General features: G+C 72.1%; 15 protein-coding genes. 3 read left to right on the forward strand and 12 right to left on the reverse strand.

Going from position 1 to position 17,885, the window contains the following annotated elements:
• Positions 1-10 precede the first annotated feature (10 nt).
• Positions 11-2,386 carry a beta-xylosidase/alpha-l-arabinosidase gene (locus EV382_RS10595; RefSeq protein WP_130401391.1) on the reverse strand — a complete coding sequence of 792 codons (2,376 nt, stop codon included), beginning with the start codon at positions 2,384-2,386 and terminating at the stop codon, positions 11-13.
• Between the two features lie 317 nt (positions 2,387-2,703).
• Here EV382_RS10595 and EV382_RS10600 point away from each other — a divergent pair, with 317 nt between their 5' ends.
• From EV382_RS10600 to EV382_RS10610, 3 genes are all read left to right on the forward strand, one after another.
• Positions 2,704-3,741, forward strand: a complete 1,038-nt coding sequence (locus EV382_RS10600; RefSeq protein WP_130401392.1) for a LacI family DNA-binding transcriptional regulator — start codon at positions 2,704-2,706, stop codon at positions 3,739-3,741.
• A gap of 20 nt (positions 3,742-3,761) precedes the next feature.
• Positions 3,762-4,769, forward strand: coding sequence for an acetylxylan esterase (locus EV382_RS10605; protein ID WP_130401393.1), 1,008 nt, complete (start codon positions 3,762-3,764; stop codon positions 4,767-4,769).
• Between the two features lie 131 nt (positions 4,770-4,900).
• Positions 4,901-6,199: a vanadium-dependent haloperoxidase gene (locus EV382_RS10610; protein WP_208758364.1), complete on the forward strand. Its 1,299-nt coding sequence runs from the start codon at positions 4,901-4,903 to the stop codon at positions 6,197-6,199.
• 12 nt (positions 6,200-6,211) lie between these two features.
• Here EV382_RS10610 and EV382_RS10615 read toward each other — a convergent pair whose 3' ends face one another.
• The 11 genes from EV382_RS10615 to EV382_RS10660 form a co-directional block, all read right to left on the reverse strand.
• Positions 6,212-6,676, reverse strand: a complete 465-nt coding sequence (locus EV382_RS10615; RefSeq protein WP_130401394.1) for a MaoC family dehydratase — start codon at positions 6,674-6,676, stop codon at positions 6,212-6,214.
• 16 nt (positions 6,677-6,692) lie between these two features.
• Positions 6,693-7,841, reverse strand: coding sequence for an acyl-CoA dehydrogenase family protein (locus EV382_RS10620; protein ID WP_130401395.1), 1,149 nt, complete (start codon positions 7,839-7,841; stop codon positions 6,693-6,695).
• A 46-nt stretch (positions 7,842-7,887) separates the two neighbouring features.
• Entirely contained in the window at positions 7,888-10,710 is a 2,823-nt protein-coding gene (locus EV382_RS10625; RefSeq protein ID WP_130401396.1) for an AAA family ATPase, read from the reverse strand.
• 64 nt (positions 10,711-10,774) lie between these two features.
• Positions 10,775-11,386: a TetR/AcrR family transcriptional regulator gene (locus tag EV382_RS10630; protein ID WP_130401397.1), complete on the reverse strand. Its 612-nt coding sequence runs from the start codon at positions 11,384-11,386 to the stop codon at positions 10,775-10,777.
• 94 nt (positions 11,387-11,480) lie between these two features.
• The gene (locus EV382_RS32685) at positions 11,481-11,627 is read right to left on the reverse strand and encodes a hypothetical protein (RefSeq protein WP_165435757.1); all 147 of its coding nucleotides are present in this window, start codon (positions 11,625-11,627) and stop codon (positions 11,481-11,483) included.
• A 145-nt stretch (positions 11,628-11,772) separates the two neighbouring features.
• Positions 11,773-13,059 (reverse strand): ABC transporter substrate-binding protein, encoded by a 1,287-nt coding sequence (locus EV382_RS10635; RefSeq protein ID WP_130401398.1) that lies wholly within the window; start codon positions 13,057-13,059, stop codon positions 11,773-11,775.
• Between the two features lie 83 nt (positions 13,060-13,142).
• Positions 13,143-14,255, reverse strand: a complete 1,113-nt coding sequence (locus EV382_RS10640) for a branched-chain amino acid ABC transporter permease (protein WP_130401399.1) — start codon at positions 14,253-14,255, stop codon at positions 13,143-13,145.
• Entirely contained in the window at positions 14,252-15,130 is an 879-nt protein-coding gene (locus EV382_RS10645) for a branched-chain amino acid ABC transporter permease (protein ID WP_130401400.1), read from the reverse strand. Before EV382_RS10645 ends, EV382_RS10640 begins: the two co-directional genes overlap by 4 nt.
• A 30-nt stretch (positions 15,131-15,160) precedes the next feature.
• Positions 15,161-15,883, reverse strand: coding sequence for an ABC transporter ATP-binding protein (locus EV382_RS10650; protein WP_130401401.1), 723 nt, complete (start codon positions 15,881-15,883; stop codon positions 15,161-15,163).
• Positions 15,880-16,668: an ABC transporter ATP-binding protein gene (locus EV382_RS10655; protein ID WP_130401402.1), complete on the reverse strand. Its 789-nt coding sequence runs from the start codon at positions 16,666-16,668 to the stop codon at positions 15,880-15,882. The genes EV382_RS10650 and EV382_RS10655 overlap by 4 nt, the downstream gene beginning before the upstream one ends.
• 137 nt (positions 16,669-16,805) lie before the next feature.
• A complete protein-coding gene (locus EV382_RS10660; RefSeq protein ID WP_130401403.1) occupies positions 16,806-17,705 on the reverse strand; it encodes an alpha/beta hydrolase family protein in 900 nt (299 codons plus the stop codon).
• Positions 17,706-17,885 lie beyond the last annotated feature (180 nt).

Consider the following 17,885-nt stretch of genomic DNA (forward strand, 5'->3'; position numbering starts at 1 on the left):
CCTCGGCCTCCTATGCCGACTGCGGTACGGCCACGAGGGGCTCCACTCGCACCGAGGTGAGCAGTTCGCGCTCGTAGCCGACCTGGCGTTCGGCGCCGACCAGTCGCAGCGGCAGCGCCGCCGCCACGTCGCCGCTCGATCGGGCGATCCGCAGCTCGACGTCGCCCGGCTCGACGATCCGCCGGCCGGCCAGCCCGGTGAACGAGGCGACGTCGGCCGGGACGGCGAACGTCACGTGCGCCGCCTCGCCGGGTGCCAACGGCAGTCGGGTGTAGCCGATCAGCCGGACCACCGGGCGGGTGGTCTGCGCGACCGGGTCGTGCAGGTAGAGCTGCACGACGTCGGTGCCGGCCCGCGCACCGGTGTTGGTGACGGTGACCCGCACCCGCACCTCGCCGTCGACCGGCCAGCTCGCCGGTTCGTCGCGCGTGTCGGTGGCCGGCTCGACCACCGCCGCGTCGGACCACTCGAAGGTGGTGTAGCTCAGCCCGTGGCCGAACGGGTACGCCGGGGTCGGGTCGATCGAGGAGACCTTGTTGCGGTGGCCGAGCGGTGGTGCGAGGTAGGTGCTGGGCAGTCCGCCGGCGTCGCGGGGCACGCTGACCGGCAACCGCCCGGAGGGGTTCACCGCGCCGGTGAGCACCTCGGCGAGGGCCTGCCCACCGCGCTGGCCGAGGAAGAACGCCTGCACCACGGCCGCCACGCCGTCGAACTCCGGGCCGAGCGCGTAGGGGCGGCCGGTCATCAGCACCAGCACGACCGGGGTGCCGGTGGCGAGGACAGCGCGGACGAGGTCGGCCTGCACGCCGGGTAGTCGCAGGTCGACGGCGTCGCAGCCCTCACCGGAGGTGCCTCGGCCGAACATTCCCGCGCGGTCGCCGACGGCCAGCACGCAGACGTCGGCGGCGGCAGCCGCGGCGACCGCGGCCGGGATGCCCGAGGTGTCCTCGCCGGTGATGGCGCACCCCGGCTCGTGGGTGAGCAGCGGAACGCGTCGGGCCAACTCGTCGCGCAGGGTGGGGATGTCCACGCCGAACCCGACGTCGACGTGGTGGATGCCCACGTGGTTGGGGAACGTGTAACAGCCGAGCATGGCCATCGGGTCGTCGGCGACCGGCCCGAGCAGGGCGACCCGGCTGCCCGTGGGCAGCGGGAGGAGGCCGGTGTTGCGCAGCAGCACGACGGACTCGCGGGCCAGGCGCACGGCGATGTCCTGGCTGGCCTCGTCGTCGAAGCGCAGGGACGCCACGTCGTCGGGCAGTTCCTGCCAACCCTCGTCGAGCAGGCCGAGCTCGATCTTCTGGATCAGCACCCGGCGCAGGGCGCAGTCGATCAGCGCCTCGTCGACCCCGCCTCGGCGCGCCGCCTGCACCAGCGGTTCGCCGAAGGCGTCCACCGTGGGCAGTTCGACGTCGATCCCGGCCCGCAGGGCGAGCCGCGCCGCTTCGGCGGCGTCCCCGGCGACTCCGTGCAGGGTCTGCAGGAACCGTACGGCGAAGTAGTCGGCCACCACGGTGCCGGTGAAGCCCCACTCGTCGCGCAACAGCCCGGTCAGCAGTCCACGGTCGGCCGCGACGGGCAGGCCGTCGATCTCGGCGTAGGAGTTCATCACCGAGCGGGCGCCGCCGAGACGCAGCGCCATCTCGAACGGCGGAAGGATGACATCGGCGAGTTCGCGGCGGCCCATCGGCGCCGGCGCGAGGTTACGTCCGCCACGGGAGGCGGAGTAGCCGGCGAAGTGCTTCAGTGTGGCCACCACGCCGGCCCGTTCCAGGCCCCGCACGTACGCGGCGCCGGTCGTCCCGACCAGGTAGGGGTCCTCGCCGATCGTCTCTTCGGTACGGCCCCAGCGGTAGTCACGGGTGACATCCAGGACCGGGGCGAGGCCCTGGTGCACACCGGCGGCGCGCATCGACCGCCCGATCCGGTCGGCCATCGCCTCCACCAGGTCGGGGTCGAAGGACGCACCCCAGCTGAGCGGGGTCGGGTAGACGGTGGCCCGCCACGCCGCGAACCCGGTGAGGCACTCCTCGTGCACCTGAGCCGGGATGCCGAACCGACTGGCGGCCACGATCTGCGCCTGCGAGGCCGCCAGCGACCGGGCACCGAGCACCGGGTCGACCGGGGCGGTGCCGAACGGGCGGGTGAGCTGACCCAACCCGTGCTGGATGACCGTGCTCCAGGGCGGCAACTCGCTGATCATGTCCGATTGGTGCGGTGCGACGCCCTCGCCGCTGGCCTCGGCGCCGACCCAGACCCCGACGAGCTGGGCGATCTTCTCTTCCAGGGACATCTGTGGCAGGAGCGCCTCGGCCCGCTCGGTCGGCGACAGCCGTTGATCACGCCACGGCGCGACGCCGCTGTCCCCGAGCGACTGACTTCCCATGCCATGACCCCTTAGCTCCGGCCACATCCTGTGCCCTCGCGGAACCAGCTCCGTGCCGGACGTTTCTCACGATCCGAAACTTTCCGGAAACCCGCGTAACCTTTTCGGCAACCTAAGGTCCCCATCGATGCCTGTCAAGAGTCTCAATCGGACTACCAGGGGGTGTTCCCTGCACACGGTGACTCCGCTATCCGCACTCGGTCGCCGAGGGACCGCATTCGGACTGACGAATGGGCCGTCCGACCTCGGCACCGACTGGCGTGAATGTTTCATCATGTTAAGGTCGCCCGAAACTTTCGATGTTGTATGAGGCTGCGATGACAGAGCACCGCCCGCTCGACCCACCCGCCTCCACCACCATCGCGACCATCGCCAACGACGTCGGCGTCTCGGTCGCGACCGTGTCCAAGGTCCTCAACGGACGCGGCGATGTCGCACCGGGCACCAGAGCCCGGGTGGAGGCGAGCCTCGACCGCCACCAGTACCAGCGCCGTGCCCGGCGACACGCGACCAGCGGCGGCCGGGTGGACCTCGTGTTCCACGAGTTCGACACGGGCTGGGCGATGGAGATCCTGCGGGGCGTCGAGGCGGTGACCTCCGCGGCCGGCATCGGGTTGTCGATCGCCCAGCTCGACGGCGCGCACCGCCCGCCAGCTCGATGGCTGGAGGCGTTGCTCGCCGACCGCCCACTGGGCGTGGTGTTCGTCCTCTCCCACCTGGCCGAGGCGCAACAGCAGCACCTGCGGCGCCAGGGCATACCGTTCGTCGTCGTCGACACCGACAGCGCGACGTCGGCCTCCGTGCCCACCGTCGGGTCGAACAACTGGAACGGCGGCCTGCTCGCCGCTCGACACCTCCTGGACCTGGGGCACCGGCGGATCGCCATCATCTCCGGGCCACCCGATGTGCTGTGCAGCCGCGCCCGCGCGGCCGGCTTCCAGTCGGCCCACGACGAAGCCGGGATGACTGTCGACCGTGAGTTGATCCGCTACGGCAGCTTCTCCGCCGGGGCCGGACATGCCCACGGGCTGCAACTGCTCCAGCGGCCGGATCGACCCACCGCGATCTTCGCCGGGTCGGACATCCAGGCGATGGGGGTGCTCCGGGCCGCCCGTCAGTGCGGCCTGCGAGTGCCCGAGGACCTGTCGGTGATCGGGTACGACAACCTGCCGGTCTCCGCCTGGACCGACCCGGCCCTCACCACGATCAACCAGCCGCTACGCGACATGGCCGGCATCGCCACGCAGATGTTGCTCGACCTGACCAGGGGGAACGAGCCGGCGACCAGCCGGATCGACCTGGTGACCGAGCTGGTCGTCCGGGAGAGCACCGCGCCGCCCGCCACCGCACACTGATCCGGCCCCTGCGAGGACCCGTGCCCCACTCCGCCTTCACCTTCGACGACCTCCAGCGGTACGCACCCTCGGTCGCCGAGCCAGACGACTTCGACGAGTTCTGGCGGGCCACCCTCACCGAGGCGGCGGCCGTGCCGGTGCTCGTCGACGTCCGTCCGGAGCCCACCGACCTGCGGCTGCTCGACTCCTGGGACGTCACGTTCGCCGGCTTCGGCGGTGACCCCGTACGCGCCTGGTACACCCGTCCGGCCGGTGTCCGAGAGCCGCTGCCGGCACTGGTCGAGTACGCCGGCTACGGTCGCGGCCGAGGTCTGCCCCACGAACGGCTGACCTGGCCGGTGGCCGGGTACGCGCACCTGCTGATGGACAACCGGGGTCAGGCGGGGCAGCACGGCGCCGGGGACACCCCCGATCCACACGGCGCGCCCGGCGGGCCCTCACCGGCCACCTGGGGGATTCTCGATCCGCGGACCTACCACTACCGTCGCCTCATCACCGACGCCGTCCGCGCGGTCGAGGCGGTCCGCGCGCTGCCGGGGGTCGAGGGCGACCGGGTCAGCGTGGTCGGCAACAGCCAGGGCGGCGGCCTCGCCCTGGCTGTCGCCGGTCTCGTCGACGATCTCAGCGCGGTGCTGACCACCGCCCCGTTCCTCTGCGACATGCGCCGGGCCGTCGCGCTCACCGACCTCGCGCCGTACGGCGAGATCGCCCGGTACCTGGCCGTGCACCGGGAGGCCGAGGAGGCGGTGTGGCGCACGCTGTCCTATGTCGACGCGGTGAGCTTCGCCCGCCGAGCGACCGCGCCGGCGCAATTCGGGGTTGGCCAGCGCGACACCGTCTGCCCACCGCGAACCGCCTTCGCCGCCTACAACCACTACGGCGCCGCGAACGGGCGGCCCGTCCCGCCCGAACGGCAGATGCACGTCTACCCGTTCAACGGCCATGAGGGCGGTGAGGCCGTCCACGTCCGGCGTCAGCTGTGCTGGCTCGATTCGGTGCTCCAAACGGTTCGCGCGTCCGTCATGTGATCGCCGTCGGGCAGCGACCAGACGGCCAACCATCGAAGCTCTGCGATGCTACCTTCGGGCTTCATCGGTTCCGCTCAATGCGCCCCCGTGCCTTCGACGGGGCAGCATCGAAACCTACGACGGGGGAGATCATGACGAGCCGCACCCAGAGACGTCGAACGATCTGGTCACGCATCATTTCCGCAACCATCGCACTCGGCTCGTTGGGCGCGTCCACGATGACCGGGCCGGCACCCTCCGCCGCAGCCGCGATTCCCGGCACCGGCGCCAATCCGGTGATCACCTGGGACCTCAACGCCCAGACGGCGATCTGGGACGTCGCGGCCCAGCAACCAAACGAGCAGGTGCGCAGCTTCGCGATGGTGAACGGAGCCGTCTATGACGCACTGAACGCGATCGCCGGTACCCCGTACCAGCCGTACCTCGTCGCACCGCCGTCGAACGGGACCGAGTCGGTGGACGCTGCCGTCGCCGCCGCCGCCCACGACGTACTCGCCGCCCTCTTCCCCGGTCAGCGGGAGCGCCTTCAGGCACAGTACGACGCGGCTCTGTCCATGATTCGCGACGGTCGGTCGAAGCAGGGCGGCATCAGGGTCGGGGCACGAGCCGCGGCCGCAATGGTCACCGCACGGCAGGACGACGGCGCGTACGGGGACCAGCAGTGGAGGATCGGGACGAGACCCGGCCAGTGGCAACCCACACCGCCGCTGTTCCTGTCCCAGGGCGCATGGACCGGACACATGCGGCCGTTCCTCATCCCCGGTGTGTCGACGTTCCGCACACCCGAGCCGCCCCGATTGACCAGCAGCGCGTACGCCCGCGACCTCAACGAGGTGAAGGCGGTCGGGTCGGCGACGAGCACCGTGCGCACCCGGGACCAGACGGAGGCCGCGCTCTGGTGGCACGACCGGCGTTCCGGCTCCTGGGAAATCAAGCGCCAGCTCGCCACCACCCAACGGCTGGACACCCTGCAGACCGCGCGTTTCTTCGCGATGACCGACCTCATCGTGGCCGACTCAGGAGTGGCGTGCTTCAACCAGAAGGACTTCTGGAGCTACTGGCGTCCGGTCACGGCGATCCACCAGGCCGACACGGACGGTAACCCGAGGACGGCCGCCGACCCGGGCTGGCAGTCATTGCTCGTCACGCCCCCCTTCCCCGAGTACCCCTCCGGCCACGCCTGCGGCACCGGTGCGCGGATGTCGCTGTACCGGTACTTCTTCGGCCGGGACGACATCGCGTTCAGCGGATCCAGCGTCGACTCGGGCACGACCAGGCAGTTCACCAGCTTTTCGCAAGCGCTCGACGAGCTCATCGCCGCGCGCGTCTGGGGCGGCGTCCACTTCCGCACTGCTGACGTCGAGGGGGCGAAACTCGGTGCGGAGGTCTACCGCTACGCGGTCCGGCACCACTTCCGCCCACTGAGATGACGTCGCGGGCGGTCACTGCTGCACGGCGCGGTAGAGCCGGCTCACGGTCTCGGCCACGCAGACCGGCTTGCCGCCGCTGTCGCTCTCCACGGTGACCGTCACGACCAGTTGCACACCGCCGCTCACCGGCGACACGTCGACGATGGTGGCGGTCGCGCGTACGGCGGCGCCGACCCGCAGCGGCGCGGGGAACCGCACCCGGTTCAGCCCGTAGTTGACCCCCATCGCCACCCCCTCGACCCGGTAGAGCCCGCCCGCCAACGCGGGTAGCAGCGACAGGGTGAGGTATCCGTGCGCGATCGTCGCGCCGAACGGCCCCGCCGCGGCCCGGACCGGGTCGAGGTGGATCCACTGGTGGTCGTCGGTGGCGTCGGCGAAGAGGTCGACGCGGCTCTGCTCGATGCGCTGCCACGGGCCGGGCCCGAAGCTCTCACCGGTCGCGGCGGCCAACTCCTCGAACGAGGTGAACACTCTCATGCCGGTCTCCCTGCTGCTAGAAGGCGTTGACGCCGGTGAGCGCGCGTCCGATGAGGAGTTGCTGGATCTGGCTGGTGCCCTCGTAGAGGGTGGCGACCCGGGCGTCGCGCAGGTACTTGCCGACCGGGTACTCGTCGATGTAGCCGTACCCACCGAACACCTGGACCGCGTTGTTGGCCGCGCGGACGGCGGCCTCGCTGGCGAAGAGCTTGGCCATCGACGCCTCGGTGGCGAACGGCTGGTCCCGGTCGATCAGGTCGGCCACCTGCCACACCAGCAGCCGGGCGGCGGCGGTGTCCACCGCGATGGCGGCGAGCAGCTGTTGGACGAGCTGATGCCCGGCGATCGGCTTGCCGAACTGGGTCCGCTCCCCCGCGTAGCCGACCGCCGCGTCGAGGCAGCCCTGGGCGATGCCGACGCACCCGGCGGCCACCGACATCCGGCCCTTGGCGAGGGTGGCCAGGGCCAGCCGGAACCCGGCGCCCTCGGCGCCGAGGCGGGCCGTGTCGGGTACGCGTACCGCGTCGAAGCCCAGCTCGCCGGTGGCCTGGCCGCGCAGGCCGAGCTTGCCGTGGATCTCCCGTCGGGTCAGCCCCGGGCTGTCGGTGGGCACCAGGAACGCGCTGATTCCCCGGTGCCCGGGGCCGCCGGTGCGGGCGAAGACCAGCGCGACGTCGGCGGTGGTGCCGTTGGTGATGAACGTCTTCGTGCCGGTGAGCAGCCAGTCGGTGCCGTCGCGGACGGCACGGGTGCGCAGGGCGGCCGCGTCCGAGCCGCTGTCCGGCTCGGTCAACGCGAAACAGCCGAGGGCGCTGCCGGCGCAGAGCTTCGGCAGCCACTCGGCGCGCTGGTCCGCGCTCCCGTGGGCGGCGATCGACTTCGCGACCAGGCCGAGGGAGACCGAGACGATGCCGCGCACGGCGGAGTCGCCCCGGCCGAGCTCTTCCAGGACCAGGCAGTACGCGAGGTGGTCGCCGCCGGAACCGCCGTCGGCCTCGGCGATGGTCAGCCCCAGGAAGCCCAGGTCACCGAGCATGCCGACGATGGCGGGGTCGACCGACTCGCGGCGGTCCCAGGTGGCCGCGTGCGGCAGCAGCTCGCGGTTGGCGAACTCGGCGGCCAACTGGCGGACCGCCGCCTGCTCGGCGGTGAGGGTGAGGTCCATGACGGCTAAACTAGCGGTGATAGTTAAAGGCGTCCAGACCGGACGGTCACCGGTCGGAGGCCAGACCGACGTGCCGTTCGGCGGTGAACGCGCGAGCCAGCTCGGTCCGCGAGCGGATGCCCAGCCGGTGGAACACGTTGCGCAGGTGATGGTCGACCGTACGGGTGGAGAGGAACATCCGGGCGGCGATCTCCCGGTTGGTGGCACCCTCGGCGACCAGCTCGGCGATCCGCAGTTGCTGGCCGGTCAGCAACCGCGCCGCGGGCAGGTCCGGGGGACCGATCGACTCCCCCGCCGCCCGCAGCTCCGTGGTGGCCTGCTCGGCCCAGCACTCCACCCCGAGCAGGTTGAACATCTCGCGGGCCTGGTGCAGATGGGTTCGCGCGTCGCGGGGGCGTCGGCTGCGGCGCAACTCCTGGCCGAAGAGCAGTTCGGTGCGGGCCCGCTCGAACGTACCGGCCTCCGTCGGGTGCAGGCGCAGCGCCGCCTGGAAATCCCGTTCCGCCTCGGTGCCGCCCCGGGGCGCGAGCAGCGCGTGGCACCGCGCGGACAGGGCCCGACGCAGCGGGCTCGCGGTGCTGCTGGCCCACCTGTCGAACGCGGCGAGCGCGGCCGTCGCCGCCGGCCGGTGCGCCAGGTGCGCCGCCGCCTCCACCAGGTACGGGGTGGCCATCACCTGAACCAGAACCTGACCTCGACCGGTGCCGAGCCGGGCCAGCGACGCCAACCGGTCCGCAGCCTCGGCGTGCCGGCCATCGACCAGGTCGAGCACCGCCAGCGCCCACGCGGCGAGCGCGTGCGGGCGGCTGCCCGGCGTCGGCGACTCGCCGATCTCGCGGATCCGTCGCCGGCTGGTGTCCCGATCCGCTCGGATCGCGGCGAGGACGGCGAGCATGCCCAGATGAACATGGGCGCAGTTGACCTGGCCGGTGGCCCGGGCGACGCGCAGCCCGGCACGGGAGGTCTCCGCCGCCGCCTCGTGTCGACCCAGCCAGTACTCGGCGACCGCCCGCAGCTCCAACGCCCGCGACAGCATGGAGAGCTCGCCTCGTTCCCGGGCCAGCTCGACGGCGCGCTCGGCGAGCCGGTGCGCCGCGCCGTCCACGGCGACCAGCAGTCCGGCGGCCGCGGCACAGCTGAGCGCGGTGGGGGTCAAGGCCGATCCGGTCAGCCGACCGCCCAGCACCACGGCGCGGCGCAGCGCCGGTCCGGCCCGCTCGTGGTCGCCCCGCAGCGTCGCCGCCACCCCGGTGATCAGACAGCCCATGACCTCCAGGGCCGGCGGGTCGTTCGGGTGCCGCAACGCCAGCGCCCGGCGGCCGACCTCGGCGTACCGGTACTGGTCGCCGGCGAAGCAGACCGCTTCCCCGGCCCGCACCAGCCCGGTCAACGCCAGGGCGCGGTCGGCACCGTCCAGCGCCGTGGCGGAGGCCAGCAGTGTGACCGACGCGCTCGACGCGGTGCCGCAGCGCAGCTCCAGCTCACCCCGGAGCAGGTCGGCGCGTGCGCGCACGACCGGGTCGTCGCAGACCGCGCGGAGGCGGTCGAGCAGCAGCCGGGCCGCGTCGGGTTGCCCGCCGACCCAGGCGTACCGGGCGGCGGTCAGCAGACGGGCGGCGGCCAGCTTCGGATGATCGCTCAATTCGGCGGCCCACCGCAGGGCCGCCGACGCGGTGGCCCAGCCGTCGGATCCGCCCACCGCAGCCGCTTCCAGCTCGGCGGCGAGGGCCGGATCGGCACCCGCGGTCGCGGCCGCGCGGTGCATCGCCCGGCGCAGCCGCTGCCCCTGCGCGACCAGCACCTCGGCGAGTAGTCGGTGCGCCGCGCGGCGCTCCGCGAGCGGCGCGCTGGCGGCGATCATCGTACGCACCAGCGGCTGCGGAAAGGTGACACCTCGTTGCTCGACACGGACCAGACCGGCGACCTCCGCCGGGGCGAGCGCCTCCACCTCGGCGCCGGCGGCCGCCGCGGCCCGGATCAGGGTGCCCGGCTCACCGTCCTCGTCGAGCGCGGCGAGCAGCAGCACCCGTCGGGTCTCCGGCGGCAGCCGGTCCAACCGGGCGCGGTAGGCGCGACCCAGCGCGCCGTCGGCCGGTGGCGCGGCGGGCAACGGCTCCTCTCCCCGCCACTGGCCGGCGGTGAGCACCTCGGCGAGGTCCACCAGGGCCTGTGGGTTGCCACCACCGATCGTGGCCAGGGCGGTCAGGGCCGACGCGGCGGGCCGCTCGGGGAGTCGGTCGGTGCCCTCGCGCTCGATCAGCAAGCGAAGCCGGTCGGTGAGGACGGCGGTGCTGTCGTGCTCGGTCAACGCGCGCAGTCGGTGTGCCGGTATCCCGTCGAGGTTGGCGGTGACGTCCGCGGTGAGCAGGACGGCGAGCGGCAGGTGCCGCAGGCGGCGGGCCACGAACGCCAGCACCTGCGCGGTCTGCGGGTCACCTCGGTCGACGTCGTCCATGGTGGCGAGCAACGGCCGCTCCCGGGCGGCGGCGACGAGCAGCCCGAGCACCGCCATCGACAGGGTCAGTTGCCGCTCAGCCGGGCAACTCTCGCCGGCCAGCGCGCGCCGCAGCAGCTGGCGCTGTTCGGTGGGCAGGTCGGCGGCCCGATCCAGCACGGGGTCGACCAGTCGTTGCAGGCCGGCGTACGGCAGGTCGGCCTCCTCCGCGAGCCCGCTGCCGGCGAGCACGGTGCGCCCCTCGGCGTACCGATGGGCGTGGCCGACCAGCGCGGTCCGGCCCGATCCGGGCTCTCCGCGCAGCAGCAGGGCACCGCCGGCGTTGGTCATTGCGTCGAGCAGGCTCCGGACAGCCCGGCACTCGTCGTCCCGGCCACGCAGCACGGTTAGTTGCACTCTTGATGCAGTAACCATGCCTGCCAGTGTTACCCATCGGAAACCGAATGGAAAGAGGGGGCGATATCGGGCCGGGCCGGAATCAGTCGGGCGCGACCTCGGCCAGCAGCGCGCCCACGGTCCGGGCCATCACCGCGCGGGACTGGTCCACGCCCAGACCGAGCCCGTAGCGCAGCATCGACCAGGCCTGCCACGTGCTGGCCACCACCAGGGCGTTGAGCAGCTGCTCCCGCCCCTGCCCAGCGTCGGCCAGCTCGACGGCGAAGAGCTCCTCGACCTCGTCGCGGACCCGTTCGATGTGCTTGAGCCGGTTGCGGTGCAGCTGCTCGGAGACCGGCTCACGCATCTGGGCGGCCTTCGCCGACGGTGCGATGAGCTGGAGCAGCCGAGCCCGCTGCCGGCAGTACGCGTCGACCCGCTTCGCCAACGGCAGCCCGGGTGAGATCGGCCGGTAGGCGGCGTCCTGCTGGCGGAGCACCTCCGCGCCGCTGGCCTCGAAGAGCGTCTCCATGTCCTTGAAGTTGGTCCAGAGGGTGCGCAGCGAGATGCCGGCCCGCTCGGCGATGCGTTCCCCGGTCGGCCGCAGGTCCCCCTCGGAGATCAGCGCGAGGTGCGCCTCGACGATGGCCGCGCGCGTCCGCTCCGCGCGGGCCGTACGCCCGTCGACCCGGCCGGCCACATCGACCCCGTCCATCCGCCCCCGCCCTCTCACCGCCATGGCATCCCCCGACGCACCGCCGAGTCTAGACAGAAGGTGATCAGCGGCCCCGGACGCTCCACCGACGGCGTCATCGGGCCCGACCGGGAGCGACCACGTTCGCGGCCGGGATCCTGCGGGCTGCGGCCGGGCCCAGCGTGACCAGCCCGGTGATGCTCCGGCGGGCACCGGTGACGATGGCGGCCCGACCCACGAGCCGACCCCAATATGCATTCACAGTGCAGATAGTAGGAGCGGGGATCGGTATCGGTCAACGCCGCGAACAATCCGCCGGCAGGGCCGCGTGGGCAGCACAGGCGCAGCCGTCCGACCGAGCGTGGTGGTGGGACCACGCCCGGTCGAACGGCCGGAGGTACGGAGCCTCAGGAGACGGTCGGCACCCCGTTCGCCGGCGGCGCGGCCGGCGCGGCGGTGTACTCGTTGACCGGCCCGTCCGCCTCATCCGTCTCGTACGCCGGTCCGAAGTAGCTCTGCACTCCCCCGGTCACCCGGCTCAACCGCTGGCCGCCGTACCCGGAGTGGTCCTTGTCGGAGAAGCGCAGCGGCACCAGCCCGGGGCCCTGGAAACCGCCCTTCTGCACGGCGTCGATGATCTTCTCCCGGGTGAGGTCCTTGCCGGCGGCGAGCAACGCCTGCACGAAGAGGTAGCCGACCGACATGCCGTAGACGGTGTTGCCGTCGAACGGGGCGTCCCCGTTGTGCTCCTTGTTGACCTTCGTGAAGAGCTGGATCCACGGGTTGGCCGTGTCGTTCTGCATCGGCAGGTAGTTGGTGCCGACCATGCCCTCCAGCATCGGAGCGGCGGCGCCGAGCTGCTTGGCCAGGGTCGGGTAGTCGGCGCCGACGTTGGAGACCAGCCACTGCGCCTTGTAGCCCAGCCGCGAGGCGGTGCCGATCGACAGCGCGGTGAAGCCGGGCACGGTAGCGAGCACGACGACCTTGCATTCGGCCGCCTTGAACGCGCCGATCTGCGGCGCGACGTTGGTGTTGCTGGTGACGTACGTCTGCTTGACCGCCACCGCGCCGGCACCGAGCACCTTCTCCACGCCGGCCAGACTGTCCCGGCCGAAGTCGTCGTCCTGGCCCAGGAAGCAGACCTTCTGCCCGGCCAGGTTCGTCTTCGCGTAGGTAGCGAGAATCTTGCCCTCGACCGTGTAGTCCGGGTTGAAGCCGAACGTGCCGGGATACTTGTCCGGCTGATCCCAGCTGCGGCTGCCGGAGGCGACGAAGAGGTCTGGAACGCGGTTGCTCTTGAGGAAGTCGAGCACGCCGGTGTGCGTCGGCGTGCCGAGGCCGTTGAGGATGGCGAACACCTTGTCCTGCAGGACGAGCTGACGGACCACCTGCTGCGTGTTCGCCGGATTGTAGCCGTCGTCCATGATCTTGTAGGTGATCTTGCGGCCGTGCACCCCGCCGTTGGCGTTGACGTAGTCGAAGTACGCCTTCGTCGCCGGAGCGATCTTGGAATAGCCGGCCGAGGCCGGCCCGGTCAGCGGCATGTGGGTACCGACGGTGATCTCGGTGTCGGTGACGCCCGGCACCGACGCCCCGCCGGAGCCGGGGCCGTCGCCGCCGCTACAGCCGGCCGCGGTGATGAGCAGAGCGATGGTGCTGGCGATCGCGAGGCCGCGATGCGCTTTACGGTGCATGGGAGACACCGACCTTTCTCGGTCCGGTTATCGGGGAACGGTGTGGTGGTGGGGCGCCCGGCCGAGGCCGGACCGAGGACAGCTCAGGAACGCCTGGTCGGCCGCCTGGCCAGCAACGCCCGGCCGAGACGCGACAGCAGACCCTGCACACCGCCGGGGGCGGCGATCATGACGACGATCAGGGTGAGTCCGAAGATCGCCAACGGAAGGTTGCCCTCCAGCCGCTGCGCCACCGCGGGTGAGAGCGTGAGCATCTCGGTGACCGAGTGGGTGAGATCGGGCAGGGCGACCAGCAGGACCGCCCCCCACAGCGCACCGGTCAGTCGACCCAGGCCACCGATCACCACCGCCATCAGCAGGAACAGCGACAGGGTCAGCGAGAACGCCCCGGGGGACACGCTCTGTGCGAGCACCGCCAGCAGCGCACCGCCGAGCCCGGCGGTGGCGGCGCTGACCACAAACGCGAGGACCTGGGTGCGGGCCACGTGGATGCCCGCCAGGCGGGCCGCCACCTCGTCGTCACGGACCGCCCGGAAGGTACGCCCGTATCGACTGCGGATCAGGTTCGCCAACAGCAGCATGGCGAGCAGGGTGGCCGCGCCGGTGACCCAGAGCTGCCACCGCTCGTAGGGGAAATACGGCCCGAGCGCCAACGGTGGCGGCTCGACCGGCACCGACAGCCCCTGCTCGCCGTTGAACACGCCGTCGAAGGTGACGGCCAGCGCCGGCACGACGACGGCCACCGCGAGCGTCACCCCGGCCAGGTAGGGGCCACGCAGCCGGGCCGCTGCCACACCGACCACCGCGCCGACCGCTACGGTGCTGACGATCGCCGCGACCAGCGAGAGCGGCAACAGCCAGCCGCCCGTCATGCCGCGGTCGGCGAACGCGTTCTGGCACAGCGCCACTGTGTACGCCCCGGTCGCCATCAACGCCCCGTGCCCGAGCGACAGTTGACCGTTGAGACCGGTGAGGACGGTCAGCCCGGCCGTCGCGCAGAGGTAGGCCGCCACCGTGGCGAGCTGGAAGTTGCGGAACGGTTCGACGGCGTAGCTGACCCCGACCAGCACCACCCCGGCGACGAGCACGATCGCCAGATGGCGCAGCAGTGTCGAGCCGCGTCGCCGGTCGACGGGCCGGTCGGCGGCGTCGTCCGGCCGCTGCTTCGGCGGCACCGCCGCCGTCGTGGCGCTCACACCCGCCTCGCCGCGACCGGGGCGAACAGCCCACCGGGCCGGACCAGCAGCACCGCCAGCAGCAGGACCAGCACCGCGAGCGGGGTGAGGTCACTGCCGGCGTAGCCGCTCACGTAGGAGAGCAGCAACCCCACCACCAGGCCGCCGACCACCGCCCCCGGTGGACTGTCCAGCCCACCGACCACCGCCGCGGTGAACGCCGAGACGAACACCAGGTCCATCGCGTGCGGGTGCAGACCCAGCTCGGTCGGCAGGACCAGCATGGCGGCCAGCGCGCCCACCCCGGAGGCGAGCGCCCAACCGAGGGTCAACATGCCACCGACGTTGACCCCGAGCAGCCGGGACACCTCCGGAGCGAAGGCCGCCGCGCGCATCCGCAACCCCACCGGAGTACGCGCGAACATCCACGCCAGGCCGCTGACCACCACCCCGATCGTGGCGAAGACGAACAGGTCGTACGGGGACAGCACGGCGACCCCACCCACGGTGAGGGCGGACCGGCTGAAAGGGGCCTCGGCGGGGCGGAACTCACTGCCGTACACCATGCCCAGCACGGCCTGGATCAGCAGCACCAACCCGAGCGCGACGATCACCGGGTTGAGCGGTGAGGCGTGCTCGACGTGTCGCATCACCACGCGGTCCACCACGGCACCGAGCAGCAGGCCGGCGACGATCGCGACCACGAAGCCCAGCCAGTAGGAGCCGGTCGCGGTGCTGACGGTGTAGGCGACGTACGCGGCGGCCACGGCCATCGCCCCCTGGGCGAAGTTGACGACCCGCGCCGCCCGCCAGATGAGCACCAGGGCCAACGCGAAGGCGGCGTACACCGCGCCTCGGGACAGGCCGTCGACGGTCAGGAAGACGAAGCGGTCCAACAGTCCTCCCTCCGGGGGACGAGGTGGTGGTCAGAAACCGAGGTACGCGTGGCGCAGGTCGACGTCGTCGCGCAGCGTCGCCGCCGGGGCGGCGATCACCACCCGACCGAGGGACATCACGACGCCCTGGTCGGCGACGGCGAGCGCGCTGCGCACGTTCTGCTCGACCAGCAGGACGGTCAGGCCGGTGCGGTCACGCAGTTGGCGGAGCAGGGCCATGGTCCGGGCGACCACCCGTGGCGCCAGGCCGAGCGACGGCTCGTCCAACAGCAGCAGACGGGGTCGGCCGACCAGGGCCCGGCCCAGCGCGAGCATCTGCCGTTCACCGCCGGAGAGCTGGTGGCCGAGGTGCCGACGGCGTCGGGCCAGCGGCTCGAAGAGCTGATAGACCTCGTCGAGAGCCCGGCCGGCGTCGGCCCGGTCGCGCCGCCACAGGCCGCCCAGTCGCAGGTTCTCGTCGACGGTCAGCTCGCTGATCACGCCCCGACCCTCCGGGACGTGCGCCATGCCGCGTCGCACGAGCTGCTCCACCGGCGTACCGCGAAGATCCTCCCCGGCCAGCAGGACCTGGCCGGCGGCCGGGCGGATCATGCCGGAGAGCGTACGCAGCAGGGTGGTCTTGCCGGCGCCGTTGGCGCCGACGACGGCGGCGATCGTGCCGGTCGGGACGGTGAGGTCGATGGCCCGCAGCACCGGCGCGGCACCGTAACCGGCGACCAGCCCGCGCACCACGAGCAGGTCGGTCGTGGTCATGGGGAAACCTCTTCCTCGACGGTGGCACCGAGGTACGCGTCGGTGACCGCGGGATCGTCACGGATCTCGTCCGGGGTGCCGGCGGCGATGACCCGGCCGAAGTCGAGCACCACGATCTCGTCGCAGACGGCCATCACCAGGTCCATGTGGTGCTCGACCAGGAGCACGGCACAGGGGTCGGTGTCCCGCCGGGGCAGTTGGCGGATCAGCTCCCCCAGCTCGGCGATGTCGTCGGCGCCGAGGCCACCGGCCGGTTCGTCGAGCAGCAGCAACCGGGGCCGGGCGGCGAGCGCGCGGGCCAGGGCTACCCGCTGGCGTACGGCGAAGGGCAGGGTGGTCGGCGCGGCCTCGGCGTGCTCGGCGATGCCCAGGTCGTCGAGGATGGCCAGGGCGTCCGCGCGCAGCCGGCGCTCGTCGCGGTCGCTGGCCGGCAGCCCGAGCAGCGCCGGGACGAAGCCGGCCCGGGCGGTGTGCGAGGCGCCGGTCATCACGTTCTCCAGGACGCTGAGCCCGGCGAAGAGCCCGGTGCCCTGCAACGTCCGGGCGATGCCGAGCCGGGTCAGCCGGTGCGGGCGCGGTCGCAGCGGCCGGCCGTCGAGGGTGAGTGAACCCGTCTGCGGCGCGACGAAGCCGCAGACCACGTTGAACAGCGTGGTCTTGCCGGCGCCGTTGGGCCCGATGACGCCCACCACCTGGTGGGGTGGCACCCGCAGGGAGACATCGTCGAGGGCGGTGAGGCCGCCGAAACGGACGCCGATGTGGTGCAGTTCGAGGCCGCGCTCCATCACCCATCCCTCTGTCGTGGCGGGTGTTTATTTACACTCGCAGTGTACGTTTCTCGGGTTTGGCGTCAAGACCTTCAATGCCCCGCTCCGCAGGTGGACGGGGCGGTCGCCAACGGCGACCGCCCCGGTGACCGCCGTCAGGCGCTGGGACAGGTGTTGCGGTACTCCTGGATCTGCGAACCGCTCGGGCCCGGGCACAGGAACTGCTCGTAGCGGGTGTCGTCGTCGACGAACCGCTTCAACCAGGCCACCATCTGCCGCGCGGTCGGCGTGTTCGTGGTCTGCGGGAAGAAGTGGCTCGCCCCGTTCAGCTCCAGGTACGCCTTCTCGGCGGACGCCGGGATGCTGTTGTAGAAGGGCACCGAGTGCGTCGCGACCGGCGCGACGCTGTCGCTCTCGCCACCGATGATCAGGGTCGGCACCCGCAGCTCGGACCAGCTCTTGTCCGTGTTCCAGGGCGCGAGCGGCACCGCGGCCTGCAACGACGGTCGCGACGAGGCCGCCTCCAGGCTCCCCCCGCCACCCATGGAGTGGCCGGCCACCGCGAGTCGACTGCTGTCGATCCGGCTCCGCACCGAGCTGCGCTCGGTGAGGTAGTCCAGCGCGGCCAGCAACTGCCGACCCCGGCTGTCCGGCTGATCCAGGCGGGTGTTGGTTTCGATGCCGATCACCACGAAGCCGTGCGAGGCGATGCGCGGCCCGAGCCAGCTGATGCTCGACCAGCTGGCGGTGAAGCCCGGCGAGATGGCGATGGCACCGAAGGTGCCCTCGCTGGTGCTGGTCGGGTAGTAGATGACGCCACCGCCGAAACCGATGACGCTCAGCGAGGACACGCTCTGCGAGGCCGTGGCGAACGGGCCGCGGCTCGCCTCCAGGATCGCGGTGGTCGGGGCGGGGCCCCGCTCGTACGGGCCGGCGGCCTGGGCGGCGCTGGACGATCCGGCCAGGGCGCCGCCGGCGGCCAGGACGGCGGCCAGCGCGAGCCGGGTGGCTCGGGCCGCGATGGAACGGGGACGGGTGGTGGTTGGTGAGGACACGTCGGGCACTCCCTAGAGTCGAGGGATATCGACGTGTGTCAGTTTTGGCCGCCCGGCCCGTCCCGGCATCGGTGAAATCACCAGTCCCGACGCAGGATGCCGGGACCAGGTGTGTTTCGCGCCTCTGACCAGGGGTAGCAGGGCAGGCGCCGGCCCGTACACGCGCCATGGAGAGGTTCA

This window comes from Micromonospora violae (genome assembly GCF_004217135.1).
Classification (GTDB): domain Bacteria; phylum Actinomycetota; class Actinomycetes; order Mycobacteriales; family Micromonosporaceae; genus Micromonospora; species Micromonospora violae.